11 protein-coding genes are annotated in these 15,009 nt (G+C 64.2%); 1 reads left to right on the top strand and 10 read right to left on the bottom strand.

Features of this window, described 5'->3' with window-relative positions; all coding sequences use genetic code 11:
• Positions 1 to 102 precede the first annotated feature (102 nt).
• The 6 genes from fsrB to AC5ZFO_RS32780 form a co-directional block, all read right to left on the bottom strand.
• Positions 103 to 1,395: a siderophore utilization protein FsrB gene (gene fsrB, locus AC5ZFO_RS32805; RefSeq protein ID WP_282519211.1), complete on the bottom strand. Its 1,293-nt coding sequence runs from the start codon at positions 1,393 to 1,395 to the stop codon at positions 103 to 105.
• Between the two features lie 59 nt (positions 1,396 to 1,454).
• Positions 1,455 to 3,449, bottom strand: coding sequence for a TonB-dependent siderophore receptor (locus AC5ZFO_RS32800; protein WP_496123026.1), 1,995 nt, complete (start codon positions 3,447 to 3,449; stop codon positions 1,455 to 1,457).
• Positions 3,450 to 3,982: 533 nt separating this feature from the next.
• Positions 3,983 to 5,389, bottom strand: a complete 1,407-nt coding sequence (locus AC5ZFO_RS32795) for a hypothetical protein (RefSeq protein ID WP_282519212.1) — start codon at positions 5,387 to 5,389, stop codon at positions 3,983 to 3,985.
• Between the two features lie 80 nt (positions 5,390 to 5,469).
• Positions 5,470 to 5,928 (bottom strand): hypothetical protein, encoded by a 459-nt coding sequence (locus tag AC5ZFO_RS32790; protein WP_282519213.1) that lies wholly within the window; start codon positions 5,926 to 5,928, stop codon positions 5,470 to 5,472.
• Between the two features lie 205 nt (positions 5,929 to 6,133).
• Positions 6,134 to 8,134, bottom strand: coding sequence for a primary-amine oxidase (locus AC5ZFO_RS32785; RefSeq protein WP_496123019.1), 2,001 nt, complete (start codon positions 8,132 to 8,134; stop codon positions 6,134 to 6,136).
• Between the two features lie 15 nt (positions 8,135 to 8,149).
• The gene (locus tag AC5ZFO_RS32780; protein ID WP_496123018.1) at positions 8,150 to 9,346 is read right to left on the bottom strand and encodes a serine hydrolase domain-containing protein; all 1,197 of its coding nucleotides are present in this window, start codon (positions 9,344 to 9,346) and stop codon (positions 8,150 to 8,152) included.
• 177 nt (positions 9,347 to 9,523) lie between these two features.
• On the opposite strand from AC5ZFO_RS32780, the gene AC5ZFO_RS32775 reads away from it, so the two are divergent.
• Complete coding sequence (locus AC5ZFO_RS32775; RefSeq protein ID WP_282519216.1) at positions 9,524 to 10,513, top strand: helix-turn-helix domain-containing protein; 990 nt, start codon at positions 9,524 to 9,526, stop codon at positions 10,511 to 10,513.
• A 6-nt stretch (positions 10,514 to 10,519) separates the two neighbouring features.
• On the opposite strand, the gene AC5ZFO_RS32770 is transcribed toward AC5ZFO_RS32775, so the two are convergent.
• The 4 genes from AC5ZFO_RS32770 to AC5ZFO_RS32755 all read right to left on the bottom strand — a co-directional run bounded on the left by AC5ZFO_RS32770 (position 10,520) and on the right by AC5ZFO_RS32755 (position 14,941).
• The gene (locus tag AC5ZFO_RS32770) at positions 10,520 to 11,185 is read right to left on the bottom strand and encodes a methionine ABC transporter permease (protein ID WP_282519217.1); all 666 of its coding nucleotides are present in this window, start codon (positions 11,183 to 11,185) and stop codon (positions 10,520 to 10,522) included.
• Positions 11,175 to 12,314, bottom strand: a complete 1,140-nt coding sequence (locus tag AC5ZFO_RS32765) for a methionine ABC transporter ATP-binding protein (protein ID WP_282519218.1) — start codon at positions 12,312 to 12,314, stop codon at positions 11,175 to 11,177. The genes AC5ZFO_RS32770 and AC5ZFO_RS32765 overlap by 11 nt, the downstream gene beginning before the upstream one ends.
• A gap of 232 nt (positions 12,315 to 12,546) precedes the next feature.
• Positions 12,547 to 14,019 (bottom strand): DASS family sodium-coupled anion symporter, encoded by a 1,473-nt coding sequence (locus AC5ZFO_RS32760; RefSeq protein WP_282519219.1) that lies wholly within the window; start codon positions 14,017 to 14,019, stop codon positions 12,547 to 12,549.
• 115 nt (positions 14,020 to 14,134) lie between these two features.
• Entirely contained in the window at positions 14,135 to 14,941 is an 807-nt protein-coding gene (locus AC5ZFO_RS32755; protein WP_282519220.1) for an enoyl-CoA hydratase/isomerase family protein, read from the bottom strand.
• Positions 14,942 to 15,009 lie beyond the last annotated feature (68 nt).

Below are 15,009 nucleotides of genomic sequence, written 5' to 3'. Positions count from 1 at the left end.
CTGCCCGGCAGCGCTCACCCCCGCAACCTTACGGAAAGCCCTGGTGCGCTACAACTTTTATTTGAATTGGCAATAGGCTCGAAGCGGCGCCGCTGCGTGCCTCTACTCTGCCGGCGTGAGCTGCTGCCGGCTCAGGCGCATTGCCGCGGTCTCGCGCACCCGGACGCGGGCGCGGCGCTTGCGCCACCAGATCACGACGCCGGTGACCGACAGTGCTGCCACCACGAGGCCCATGATCGAAATCAGGATTCGCCCAAAGAGGCCAACGATGCGGCCCGAATGCAGCGGGAATTGCGCCTGCACGAAGATGTCGGCGGCGGTGCCGACCCAGGGCAGCCGCTCGCCGATCGGGCGGCCGTCTTCGCTGTCGTAATAGAGCTGCGCCGGCCCGACGCCGCCGGCGCCGTGATCGTCGCCGGGATGGAAGTAGGCGGCCGCGTAGACCCCATGGGCCGGGCCGTAATTGATCGAGCCGACCGGGACGGTCCACCCTCGCCCCTTGCCGTCAGCCGCCGCGCGCGCAGCGATGTCGGCGAAGGTGACCTTTGGCTCGATGGGATCGTCGAGATTGCGATAGGGCCGCTGCTCATAGGGCGTCGGCGTGTAGTTCGACACCATCTTCATCATCGGCGAGAACACCTCGAAATAGAGGTTCAGCGAGAACGCCGTGAAGGCGATGATGAACAGCACGCCCCAGGTCCACAGGCTGAAGGCGCGATGGATGTCGAAATTGATCCGGTAGGCGCTGCCCGATGCCTTGATGGTCCAGGCCGGCGCCCAGCGCGCCCAGAAGCCGCGTTCGAGCTGGCGCGCGACCTGGGGCGCCCGCGCGGCCTTGGCGCGCCGTCGCGAGGGCAGCGTCAGATAGAAGCCGACGAAGCAATCGATGGTCCAGATGATGGCGATCACGCCGAGCAGGCGCATGCCCCAGCGATCGCTGCCCCAGAATTCCGGAATGTGCATGGTGTAGTGGAGCTTGTAGAGGAACGAGACGAGGTTCTCGCGCGTCACCGGCCACACCGCACCCCAATAGCGCCGGCCGAGCTCGACGCCGGTGTTGGGATCGAGGAAGATCTGGTTGTAGTCGATCGCGAAGCGTTTTCCCGTCGCCGGATCGATCCGCGGCATCACGAAGAACCACAGCGAGTGCCCCTCCTCCGGCGTCATGAAGAGGTAGACGACGCGGGCGCGCGGATCGCGCTGCTCGATCATCTTCGCGAGCTCGATCGAGGGAATCGCCGGGCCTTTGCTGGTGACATCGAACAGGTGGTGATTCAGCACCTCGTCGATCTCATGATCCCAGGAGATGATCGCGCCGGTGATGCCGGAGAAGAACAGGAATCCGGCCGTGAGCAGTCCCGCCCAGCGATGCAGCCTGCCGAATATCGCTCTCATCGTCTCGACTCTCATCAAGCGGGTCCGGCTGCCATCGCCGGACCGTCCTCACATCGAACTCACCAACGGTAGGTCAGCTTGCCGATAGCCTTCCGTCCCTCCGCATAGAAGCAGCCGGACAGGCTGTAGCAGGCGGCGACATAGCGTGTGTCGGCGAGGTTGGTGACGTTCAGCGACAGGCGCCAATTGTCCCTGCTATAGGCGAGCAGCGCGTCCAGCACGGTGGACGATCCCACCTTGAACGTGTTGGCGTCGTCGCCCCAGGTCGCGCCGACATAACGGATGCCGCCGCCGAGCTGCAGGCCCGCCAGCGGCCCGTTCTGGAGCGTGTAGTCGCTCCACAGCGAGGCGCGGTTGAGCGGCACGGTGACCGGCGCCTTGCCGACGTTCACCGGATCCTGCGTGAGCATGGCATCGACATAGGCATAGGCGGCGCGCAGGTTCCAGCCGTCGGCGAGCGACATCGTGCCTTCGAGCTCGATGCCGCGGGATTTCACCTGACCTGTCTGTTCGGCAAAGTTGAGCGGAGGTGCGAACGTGACGACGTTGTCGCGCGTCAGGTCGAAGGCGGCGAAGGTGAACAGTGCATTCCAGCCGATCGGTTGGTACTTGACGCCGACCTCGTACTGGACGCCGGTTTCGGGATTGAGCATCTGTCCGGACCGACCGGTCGCGAGCACCGGCAGGAACGACTCGGAATAGCTGAAATAGGGTGCAACCCCGTTGTCGAAATTGTACATCACGGCGGCGCGGCCGGTGAAGGCCGAGGCGTCTTTCGCGACCGACTTATTGGAGGTGGGGAGATTGCTGTCGACCTGCGTCGTCACGAAATCCTGGCGGCCGCCGAGCTGGAACGACAGCCGGCCGAGCTTGATCTGATCCTGCGCATAGAGGCCGACCTGCGACTGCCTGACACCGGTGTTGTCGCTCATGGCACCGATGGTCCAGTCGTTGCTGTAGACCGGGTTGAAGACGTTGATCTCGGGGGCCGACGTCGTGACGCCAAAGGCGGTGTCGCGGAACGACGTGTTGCGATAGTCGATCCCGACCAGCGTGGTGTGGCCGAGGATGCCGGTGGTGAACTTGCCCTGGAGCTGATTATCCACCGCGAAGGAATTGATGTAGGAGTTGCTGTAGCTGCCGAAACGCGCGAGCTGCCCCGCGGCCTCGTTGGTGTAGCCTCCGCCGTAAAACACCTTTTCCTCGTTGTGCTGATAGGCGTAGCGCAGGTTCTGCCGGAACGTGATGTTGTCGGTGAAATTGTGCGAGAGCTGGTAGCCGGCGGTCGCGATCTCGGTGTTGAACGCGTTGAAGCTCGGCACGCCCGCGAAGAACGAGACCGGGATGGTGCGGCCGTTGTTCGGCCATACCGTGCCCGAGGCCGGCAGGAACTGGAGGCCCCACCCTGCCCGGTCCTTCTGGTAGTTGGCGAGGATCGTGATGGTGGTGTCCTCGTTCGGCTTGAACGTGACGGCGGGCGCGATGAAGACGCGGTTGTCCTTGGTGAAGTCGACCTGGGTCTCGCCGTCGCGGACGACGCCGGTCAGGCGCCACAGCACGGTGCCTTCCTTGTTGGCGGGGCCGCCCATGTCGAACTGGCCCTGATAGCGGTTGAAGCTGCCGCCGGAGATCGAGACTTCGCCGAATTGCTGCGCGGTCGGCAGCTTGGTGACGTAGTTGAGGATGCCGCCGGTGCCGCTGCCGCCATACATCGCCGAGGATGGTCCCTTGAGAACCTCCAGGCGTTCGGCACCGTAGGGATCGAGGCCGTTGAAATGCACGTAATTGCTGGATGGAATCCTGAGGCCGTCGACGTAGAGGCCCGACATCGTCGTGTCGAAGCCGCGGATCTGGAGGGCGCCGAAGCGGGTGTCCGAGCCGCCATTGACGTCGCCGCTGACGCCTGCGGTGTAGCGCAAGGCCTCGCCGATCGAGACCGCGCCCTGGTTCCTGACCTGGTCGGTGGTGACGACGGACACCGACTGCGGCGTTTCGATCAGCGGCGTGTCGGTCTTGGTGGCGGTGCCGCTCCGCGTCGCGACGAAGCCGCGCACCGGGCCATTGGCGCGTTCACCCGTGTCGCGATTCGCTGATGCCGATTGCGTCGGTATGGCTTGCTGCGCTGGAGAACGCCGGTTGGCGCGCGCAGCGCGTGTCGTCGCGGACCGCCGCGACGAGGCCGCCGCCGCGGGTCGGGCGCGTTGCGCCGGCGCTTCCACCGAGACCGTGGGAATTTGAGTCTGCGCCTGCAAGGACGCGAAGGGAACGCAGAGAGCGAATATGCTGACGGCGCCGAAGAAAAGCACCTGAAGCTGTCGAACACGCGCATTGGAGCGCGAACGAAGTTTGAAGTCTGACACGTCTATCGAGGCCCCACGCACTGCCGGCTTTGCCGGAATGATTTTTGGACTCTCGCCCTAACGCGGGGGCATCTTCAGTGCGAGAGACGCAGAGTTAGAATCTATCGAGACCGGGGAATAGATCGTGCGACCAATGCGCCCATATGCGCGTCGATGTGCGTCGCTGATTTCTGCGAGCGGTCGGATATGGAATGCTTCTAGAGTGAGAACATTCGCCGCTTGTCTGTTCAACCTTGCGCGGCGATCATCGTGTTGAGCGCTTTAACGCTCGGCGCAAACAGCACTGCGACGCCCTTGTAGCGGATAAATTGCTTCATCTGGAATGTCACGGAGGCGTCCCCCGCGAGCGGAACCTGGAACCGGGTCTCGGCCTTTGGATCTGCCCGGTTTCCGGTCAAGGCATCCTGCGCATTGGCTCCGTTCGGAAGGCTCATGTAGGCGTCGGCAAAGTCCGTCTGATGCATCCACCGCAGGATGGTATAGAATTGCTCGTTGATCCTGGCGAAGTAGAAAAGCCCCACGATGCCGCGGTCCTTGCCGTCGTCCTCCGCGCCCTCCAGATGAGGACCATAGGAAAATCCGCGGCGTATGACGCGCGGCGGCCCCTTGGGGAAACGAATCTGGTTGGCGAATTTCAGCGGATGATCGCGGCAATTGACAATGCGAATGTGAGCCCCGAGCGGGCATTTGACGCCGTCTGGATCGTCGCCATAGCCGAACGCATCGTTCAATTGCGGGGTCGACGGTGGTGCATCCGGAAAACGTGACAGCGGCGACCCGTGTCGCCAGCGCCCCATCATCTTGGCCGCGATCCATTCTTCGGCCAGTTCCGGGCCGACATGCGGCGCCGCCTGCGGTGCATTAGCCTTCAGGAATTTGTTGAAGGCCGCGACGTCCTGATAAAGCCACGACAGGCCGACGAACGATCCATCGCGCGCGAAGTCCTGCCATGGACCGGGCTTGAACGGTGCAGTGGGAAAATCGCTGTTCGGATAGCCGACGACGATCTCGCGACAATCGACGGCGTCGGAAGCCCTGGCAGCCGGCGCATCCTGCCAGTCAACATTCGGCGCGGTGATTCCATCGCGATAGCCAAAATGCAGGCGGCCGTCGGCCGGCCGACAGCCGGACAGCGCGCCGTCGTCCCAACTGTCGAGCGACAATTCCCGGACACCGAGGCCGGTCGCCGACTGCCGCACTTGCGCGAGGCAATCGGCTTTCTGCTCGGGCGTATCGAACCCGATGTGGATGGCGAGATCGATATCGCTCGACTTGAACTTGCCGTCCCACCATCCGGCCGGAGCGCTGGCGTCGAGGAAACCAAGCTGTGTCGCAATGCCGCCATCCGGCGCCTGCGCCGGGTCCACGAACGATACCTCGAACTGCTGCCGCCCCTGCGCGACGTCGAGGTCGGGGCGACCCGACATCAACGTCGCGATGCCGTTCCAACTGAACATGAAGTGGAACGCGGGACCATCGGCGTCCGGGCCCGCCCCCACCGCCGCCCGCGGTATCCATTGCTGCAAGAAGGACCTGGCACCGCCGGCGTCGCCAAACCTAAACAACAGAACCGCAAGTAGCGGCTTGGCCGAGCTTCGAGCGACGATCGCCTGCAAATTGCCGAGATCCACCATGGCGCCTGTCCTGCAATAACAGTCAGCCGATAGGCACCTCAAAGCCGGCCTATCCCGAAAGCGCAAATCCGCTCTGGAAGCTATTTCCCGAGCTTTGCCAGAATGTTTGCGACCGTCATGCCGTCGTAAGCCGAGAACAGCCAGCCGGATGTGTTACCACTGATGTCGGTTGAGCCGTCGGTGGCCGTGCCCAGCGAGCGTGCGTTGTGTTTCTTCGAGAATTCGAAGAACGCATTGGGATCGTTGATGTCCAGGCCAGTCGTATCTGCCAGGGAAAATATCTCGGCAAATATCGGAGTGAGCGCTCGTCGGAAAAACTCCGTGTATTCCTGGTGCGTTCCCTCATACTCGGTGATGACTTGGATGTACTTGTCGTCGATGACGACGACCCGTGCGAAATGAACGATCCTGGACTGCTTCAACGCCGCCGCGATGGCGGGCTGAACCTTATCAGTGAAGATCGCCTCGAGGTTCCGCAGCTTTGCCAGGGTCTCGGCATCCTGCTTGATCGGCAGCGTGAGATTGAGTGCATGGGTCATGGGAAATCTCCTAAAGAAATACAACTTTAGGATGGTATCACTCCCGAAAGGAATTGGAAGCGATCTTTCGACCTGCGGCCAGCCGTCGCGCCGCGGGCCCTTCGAAAGGGGCAGCAATACTCCCCTGACAATTCGACCGCGAGCGCATGCGACCAGCGAACCAGCGCTGGTCGGCCTGCTGCGAACGTTGTGCCGCGCGACGAGTCTAAGCTTTACCCGCGTGGCAGCACGCGCCGGCGGCAGCATCCGTCGGGTCGCCCGCCAGCACGCTGCGGCTGTTGCGCTCCGGCGGAATGTCGCCGGCGGCATTGGCCGGAAAGAATCCGGTCGGCTTCAGCATGAAGCCGGCATGTTCGACCGGCATGATCGGAAAATCCTCGGGCTTGCAGACATGAGTGTGGCCGAAGGAGTGCCACACCACGAGATCAGTATTCTCGATGTTGCGGTTCTGCGCGGCGTAGCGCGGCAGGCCGTCGCCGCCGGCATGGACATTGGGATAATCGCCGCTGGCGTATTTCTCGTCCTTGTCGAAAGCGGTGACCCAGACGTGCTTCGTCGCAAAGCCGCCGCGCTTGCGTACGTAGCTGCCCTCCTGCGCCAGCATCAGCGGGCTCGGATTGACGACCAGCTTGTAGGCCGGCGCGTTGCCGACGGAGTTGGTCTCGTTCGGATTGCTGATCTTCCAGAACCGTCCGGTCTCACCGTTGGCGATCGCCGCCGCGTCGCGCTCGCGCGATAGCACGCGCGTGGTCGTATCAAATGCGTTGCCGTGCGGATTATCCGCGCCCCAGGGCCTCGGCACGAAATCGTGCTGCGTGACGGTATTGCCGCCGCCATCGAGGTCCATGTGCAGGCGCACGTTGAAGAAATGCTGGTGCGTCGGCCCGCCGAGATTGTCGTCGACCATGCCGCCCCATTTGTACGTCTCGCCGGATGGCACGGCGGCGGTCTGGATGATGCCGGTGAGCTTGGTCTCGAGCTGGATCGTGCCGTCCTGGTACAGGTACCAGTAGAAGCCATAATCGTAATTGCCGACGGTGGCGAAGAACGAGATGACGAGGCGCCGCGAGCGGCGGACTTCGAACAGCCCGTTGCGGAATTCGTAGTGTTTCCAGGCAATTCCGTAGTCCTCTTCATGCATGCAGATAGCGTTCTGCATCACGAAAGGCGCGCCCTTGTTGTCGGCGGCCGGCACGTCGAAATAATGGATGTTGCCGAGGCAGTCGCAGCCGAGCTCGAGCGCGTTGGCGAGCATGCCGAGCCCGTATTCGCCGGCATCGAACGCCGACTTCCAGAAATGGTTGGCGGTCGGATCGGCATAGGGCACCACCATCTCGGTGACGCTGGCGCGATGGATCAGCGAGCGCTTGCGTACGCCGTCCTGGTAGGCGAGCTGGTGCAGCACCAAGCCCTCGCGCGGCGTGAAGCCGACGCGAAAACTCCATTTCTGCCAATCGACCTTCCAGCCATCGACCTTGAAACTCGCGCCCTCCGGCTGCTCGATATGCAGCGGCTTGATGTCGGTGCGCGGGTTTTTGACTTCATGCGCGCCGTAGTTCCGCTTCTTGCGCGGGATCGGCACGATCGGATCAGCGTCTGTGAGGTCGATGACCTTGCCACCGATCAGGTCGACCACGGCCACCACGCCCTCGATCGGATGGGCGTAGCCGTTATCCTGAATGTGCTCGCGGAAAAAACTGACGGCACGGACGATGCGGGCGCCGCGCTCGTACTCGAAATCGAAGAAGCCCGAGGAGAACGGATCAACCTGGACCAGCTCTATATCCTTGTCGGTCAACCCGCGCCGGTGCATCGCAGCGCGCCAGCCTGGATCGGCCTTCACCACGGCCTCGCACTTGAAGAATTCTTCCAGCATCACCGGCGGCTGCCCATAGGGCGCCTCGCGGTTCGGAATGACCTTGCGCGCGAGGATCTCATTGCGCGCGAGATCGACGATGTGCTCGATCGCCTCGCCCGTCGTCACGTCGAGCGTCAATGCGAAGGCGCGGCGCCCTGCTCCGCCCGCGGCCAATTCCTGCTTGGTCGGCTCCTCCAGCCGCACGGTCGGGAAGCGGCAGTTCTCCGGCGAGGTCGCGGCGGCACGAACCAGCGTGCAGGTGGCCGTGATCTCTTCGGCTGTCAGAGGATCGAGCGGATGAGGTGCTGCCGCTTGAATCGGTGATTTGGCTTTGACGGTATCGAGCATGATGATGACCAGAAATCAGCGCGGGGCGAGATGCGCGGTGATGGCGCGGAAGGCGGCGAGCCAGCGGTGGTCGAGCGGAACGTCCATCGCCTTCGGCTGCGTCGCGAGCTTGACGATGACGGTGTCGGTGGCTGCGTCGATATATAGCCACTGGCCGTGGATGCCGATCCCCGCGAGATCGTTCCGCGAGGGATCGATCGTGTACCATTTGCTGCGGTAGCGGGCGCCCGGGAAGATGTCGGCGAGATCGCCGTCGGTCCACGCCTGCGGATCGCCGTTCTCGTGGATGTCGTCGATCCACCAGCCCGGCACCACCTGCCGTCCCTCGACCACGCCGCGGCAGCGGATCATTTCGCCGAAGCGCAGCAGATCGCGCGCGGTGACGGAAAGCCCGCCGGCGATGCGGCCCATGCCGTGGCTGTCGAGAGTGAGGGAGCCATCCTCCTCGGCGCCCATCGGCTGCCAGAGATAATCGGAGAGGATGCGATGGTAAGGCATGCCGCAGGCGCGCTCATAGACCCAGCCGAGCACTTCCGTGTTGGTCGAGACGTAGTGGAACACCTTGCCATGCGGCTTTCCCGTTCCGCGCAGCGTGGTGAGATAGGCGCGCTGATGCCCGGCCTCGACGCCCGGCGGCGGCACGTCCCAGCCCGAGGAGAAACGATAGCGTGCGACGTCGCCGGCCGGATCCTCGTAGTCCTCCTCGAACTTGATCGCGACCGCCATGTCGAGGACGTTGCGGACGGTACAGCTGCCATAGACCGAATTCTCCAGCTCCGGCACGTAGCGCACCACCCTCGCCTCGGGATCGAGCAGGCCGCGCTCGGCCAGCACGCCGCCGAGCGTGCCGGCGATCGACTTGCTGATGGAGCAGATCAGATGCGGCGTGGTCGCGCTCATGCCGTCGCCGTACCATTCGTGAATCAGCGTGCCCCGGTGCATCACGAGCAGCACATCGGAAAAGGTCTCGCGCAGCGTTGCCTCGATCGTGGTCGGCTTGCCGTCCGGCGCCGTGAACGCGAGTTTTGTGAGTTCGCGCGGCGAGCTCGGCATCGGCGACGGACGGGCCGAGCGGCGGACTTCCGCGGTCGGCAGCACTTCGCGGGTGTGGGTGAAGCCCCAGCGGATGGCGGGAAAGCTGCGCCAGTTGCCGCGCGTCACCTGGGCCTCGGGTGCAGGCGGGCTGCCGCGCATGATGTCCGTCGGTCGCATCTCGATCCTCCGCAAGGCCATCCCGACTGCGATGTCGGATCGGCAAGGGAGAGACTGCACACGGGCCGCATCGGGCGTTATCGAGATCCGGCAATATTTTGCTGGACAGCGGCCATGGCCGTGTCAGTCTGGCGTGGTTTTTGCTAGCTCTGGGCTACAAAATTTCGACATGCTGTCATGGGCTTAAGCGCAACTCTTCCGATTCAAGACTCGGCTGCAAACCTGTTTCAGGCGAGCAGTACCGACGTCGACGAGCATTGCTCCGCGCTCGGTCGCTGGCGGCTGAGCTACGACCAGATCAGCGCCGGCGCCTTCCGCGGCAGCTTCACGCAACTCTCTTTGCCCCGGCTCGAAGTCTTCCGTGAGATCACCAGCCAGCAGGTGCGCCAATACGGCCAGCTCGGTGCCGACAGCTTTGGCATCGGCCTGCCCTGGCACGGCGGCGGCGAGGTCAATTGCAATGGCGCCAGTGTTGCGGGCTCCCAGGTCATCGCCAGCATCGACGCCGAGATTGACATGTGTACGCCGAAGGCCTTCGAGCTGCGCGGTGTCGTCGCCAGCGTGGCGCTGATCGCGGAGCTTGCGGCCCGGCTCGATATCGAATTGCCGCGCGCGGTCTGGCACCAGTTGCGGGTGATTGAGATGGCGGAGGCGCCGGTCGCGCGGCTGCGCGCCCATCTCGCCGCCATTCACGAGACCATCACGGCCGCACCCGAACGGTTCGACGATCCGGCCGCGCGGCAGGCGCTGGAGGACGCCCTCCTCGTCGAGATCATGGACATGCTGCCGACGGGCCAGCCCAGCGATCCCGGCCGCAGCGCAGCGGCGCGCAAGCGCACCGTGGATCGCGCCCGCGAGCTGATGCATGGCAGCGGCGATCGCTCGCTGTCGCTGCTGGAGGTCTGCAAGGCGGTCGGTGCGAGCCCGCGCAAGCTCGGCTATTGCTTCCAGGAAGTCGTGGGTACGAGCCCGATGCACTATTGGCGCGCGATGCGGCTAAACCGGGTGCGCCGGGATCTGAAGCGCGCCGGCGGCGCCGAAACCTCGGTTTACGACGTCGCCGTGCAATACGGCTTCTGGCACTTCAGCCAGTTCTCACTCGACTACAAGCGCCACTTCTCCGAACTGCCCTCGGAGACGCTGCGGCGCGCGAGGCTAGCGGCCTGACCTGTATCAGCGCTGCCGTAGCCGGCGGTTGACCCGGCGTGCGAGATAATCGCCCGCGCTCTGGACCAGCTGCACCAGCGCGATCAGCACGACGACGACGGCGAGCATCATCTCCGGCATGAAACGCTGATAGCCGTAGCGGATGCCGAGATCGCCGAGCCCGCCGCCGCCGACGGCGCCGACCATGGCGGAGTAGCCGAGCAGGCTGACCACGGCGAGCGTCAGTGCCAGCAGCAGTCCCGGCAGCGCTTCGGGGATCAGCACCTTGAGCACGATCTGGATCGGCGAGGCCCCGAACGACGACGCAGTCTCGATCAGGCCGCCATCGACCTCACGAATTGCAGCTTCAACGAGGCGCGCGATGAACGGCGTCGACGCGATGACCAGCGGCACGATTGCGGCGGTCGAGCCGATCGAGGTGCCGGCAATCAGCCGGGTGAACGGGATGATCGCGACAACCAGGATGATGAAGGGCGTGGAGCGCGTCGCATTGACGACGATGCCGAGCACGCGATTGATTGCGGGAGCCGCGAACAGCTCCCTTTTTCGGCTGGTCGCAAGGAAGACGCCGAGCGGCAGGCCGAAGGCGGTGCCGAGCAGCGCCGCGATTCCGACCATATACAGGCTTTCGCCGGTCGCCTGGATGATCAAGTTGATGAGTTCAGGCGACATAGCCGAGACGCTCCGCCGAGAGTTGATATTGAGAGAGCCAGGCGAGCGTGCGCGTCACCGCGTCCTCGCCACCCGGAATACCGAGTGTCAGTGAGCCCACATGCTGGCCGCCGATCTCGTCGATGCGGGCCGACAGCAGCGCCATGTCGAGGCCGAGCTCGCGGGCGAGCCGCGCTACCACCGTGTCGCCGGCCCCTGCCCCGCGCACCTGGACGCGGATCACGGCCTGTCCGCCGGCAGTCGGCTCCGAGACGATCCGGCTTGCCAGCGAGACCGGCAGGCTGTCGCCGATGACTTCCGCGAGGAAGGACTGCGTGATCGGATGCTTGGGATGAGTGAAGATGTCGGCGACATGGCCGCTCTCGACGACATGGCCGGCGTCGAGCACCACGACTTCCTTGGCGAGCTGCCGCACCACGGACATTTCGTGGGTGATCAGTACGATGGTCACCCCGAGCTCGCGGTTGATGTTGGCGAGCAGATCGAGGATCGCGCGCGTGGTCTGCGGGTCGAGCGCCGAGGTCGCCTCGTCCGACAGCAGCACGCTCGGCCGCGTCGCCAGCGCACGGGCAATGCCGACGCGCTGCTTCTGGCCACCCGAGAGTTCGGAAGGATAGCGGTCGTGCTTGTCGGCGATGCCGACCAGCGCCAGCAAGTCGGCGACGCGGGCCTTGATGTCGGCCTTGGCCCAGCCGGCGATCTCGAGCGGCAGCGCGATGTTGTCGGCCGCCGTGCGCGACGACAGCAGGTTGAAATGCTGGAAGATCATCCCGATCGAGCGTTGCGCCAGCCGCAATTCGCGCCCTGCCAGCACCGAGATATCGCTGTCATCGACGATCACGCGGCCCGTGGTCGGCTTCTCAAGCCCGTTGATCAGCCGGACCAGGCTCGACTTGCCGGCGCCGGAGCGGCCGATGACGCCGGTGATCGAGCCGCGCGCAATCGCGAAGTCGATGTCTTGCAGCGCGTTGACGCCGGGCTTGCCGCGATAGGCCGGATAGATCTTCGAGACGCCCTCGAAACGGACCATCGCGTCAGCGTTCCGGGCGGCCGGTGAAATCGCTTCAAGCCTGTCGATCTTCTGTCCGATCGCGAGCGATTGGTGGGCGTTCATGGAGGCGGCCTTCATGCACAACGGTTCCTGTTGCCCCTGGGGCATTCGGGAACCGGGTCGCGTCGAGCGACGGAGAGTGAAATCGCGGTGAGGGCTCGGGTGGAACGCGCTGCACTGCAGCACGCACCATCACCTTTTCAGGTCTTTCTTGCAATGTCAGATATTTGCGGGGAGTTGGACGAAGTTTCCCTAATCCCACCCCGGCGAAGAAAATTCGTCTGCCGGGGGTATGAGCTTCCGGCCCCGCTCAGCTGATCTGCAACCAGGGCAGCACGATCAGCAGCAGTCCGGCGAAATAGAGCAGCCCGAACAGCAGCCCAAAGCCCCAGAACTGGCCCTTCCCGATATAGCCGCTGCCGAAATACATCGGCGCGGGTCCCGTCGCGTAAGGCGAGATCACGCCCATCAGGCCGAGCGAATACATGCAGAGCATGGCGAGCGTCGTGACCGGCAGGCCGGGGATGCCGGAGCCAACCGCGAGCACGACCGGGAGCACGGCGGCGGCATGCGAGGTGATGCTCGAAAAGAAATAGTGGATCCAGAAGAACAGCGCGACCAGAAGGATCATCGCGGTCGACGGCGACAGCCCCGCGAGCGGTTTTGCGTATTCGGTCGCGAACCATTTGATGAAGCCGATTTCGTTGAGCCCTGAGGCGAGCGTCAAGAGCGAGGTGAAATAGAAGAAGACCTCCCAGGCGCTCTTCTCGCTGACGATGTCGGCGAACTCGATCACGCCGGTCACCAGCATCAGCGAGATCACGATGAACACGACGGTGGTGGCGTTGACGAAGTTCGAGCCGATCCCGGGAACGTGGATGTCCGGGCTCGAGCCCGCGATCCAAAGGAACATCGCGAGGATGATCAGAGCCAGCATGATCCACTCGTTGCGCGACATCGGGCCCATCGTGCTGAGCTCGTTGGCCGCCCATTCGGCGATTTCCGGGCTGCGCTTCACCTCGGGACGGCAGACCACATAGCTGAGCAGCGGCACGAGGATCATCAGGAGGATGCCCAGCGGCGCAAAGCCGATGAACCACTGCGCCCAGCTCACCTCGACGCCGGCGGTCTTCTTGGCGATCGCAAGCGCGGCCGCATTGGGCGCGAGCGCGGTGAAGAACAGCGAGCTGGTAATCGCGGTTGCCGCAAACGCCGTCCACATCACATAAGTGCCGATCTTGCCGGCGGTCGGTCCGGGCTCGGAGCCGTAGATGCGCGGGATGTTGCTGATGATGGGATAGACGATGCCGCCACTGCGCGCGGTGTTGGATGGCGTCGCCGGCGCGAGCAGGAAGTCCGACATCGCCACGGCGTAGCCGAGCCCGAGTGTGTTGCGGCCGAGCTTCTGCACCAGCACCAGTGCGATGCGGCGGCCGAGCTGGCTCTTGCGATAACCGATCGAGAATACGAAGGCGCCGACGATCAGCCACACCGTGCTCTCGGCAAATCCTGCCAGCATCCAGCGCAGCGATTTGCCGGGATCGGGATCGATATAGCCGGCGACGCCCGCGACCGTCAGTCCGATGAACCCGACCGCGCCGACCGGCATCGATTCCAGGATGAGTCCGGTGATGACGGCCGCGAACACGGCAAAATAGTGCCACTGATTGGCATTGAGGCCGGTCGGCACCGGCCACAGATAGATGGCCAGCCACACCACGAGCGGCGCGATCAGCTTCCAGCTAAACCCTTTTGCCTGAGGCGTCTGCGAGCTAGCGGCCATCGGCCCTCCCCCCTCGATTGTCGTCGCATTGTACCGCCCGTTGGCCGAGCCGTTTTTGTCCTAGCGCGGCGTATACGGACTGTCCGCGGCGCGATCAATGGCCTGGCTTCACGTTCTACCGCCCCTTGAAGCGCGGCTTGCGACGGGTCAGGAACGCCTCGACGCCCTCCTTGTGGTCTTCGGTGAGACTCGCCAGCGCGAACTGGTCGACGTCCATATGGCTAGCGAGATCGTCCAGCGCATGCGCGAGCCGGTTGACGGTCAGCTTGGTCATGGCGACCGAGAGCGGCGGCTGCACGGCGACCTTCCGGGCAAGCTCCATGGCGGCATCGAACGCATGGCCGGGATCGGTCACCTGTTCCACCAGGCCCCATTCATAGGCCTCATCAGCGCTGATGCGCTGGTCGGCCAGGATCACCGCCTGCTTGGTGCGGGCCGGCCCGATCAGATGCAGCATGCGCGGGATGCTCTGCCAGCTCATGTTCATGCCGAGCCCGATCTCGGGCACGCGCAGATGCGCATTGCGCCCCATCACGCGGAAGTCGAGCGCCACGGCCAGCGCGACGCCGCCGCCGACGCAAAAACCCTCAATGGCCGCGATCGTGATCTGCTCCATCTCCTGCCAGGCATGGGTCAGACGCGGCCCGAGCTTGAGATGCCGCCGCAGCGTGCCGAGATCCATGTCCTTGCGCGAGCGCCCTTCGGCGTCTTTCAAGTCGAAGCCGGCGCTGAAGGCGCTGGTGCTGCCCGTCAGAACCACAACGGACGTTGCGGCATCATCCTCGAAGCTGCGCGCGGCCGCGGTGAGCTGGCGCAGCGCCTCCGGCGAGAGCGCGTTGATGCCGTCGCCGCGGTCGAACCGCACCACCGCAATCCGCCCCTCCGGTCCGAGCCCCTTCTCGATCTTCACGAAGTCCGTCACCAATGTCTCCCTATCCGCTTCGCTGCGAGGCTAGCCTACATCTGGCCTCACGAATATGGGACCCGGTT

The organism is Bradyrhizobium sp. Unk1 (assembly GCF_059512345.1).
This window is presented reverse-complemented; position numbering and strand designations above follow the sequence as displayed.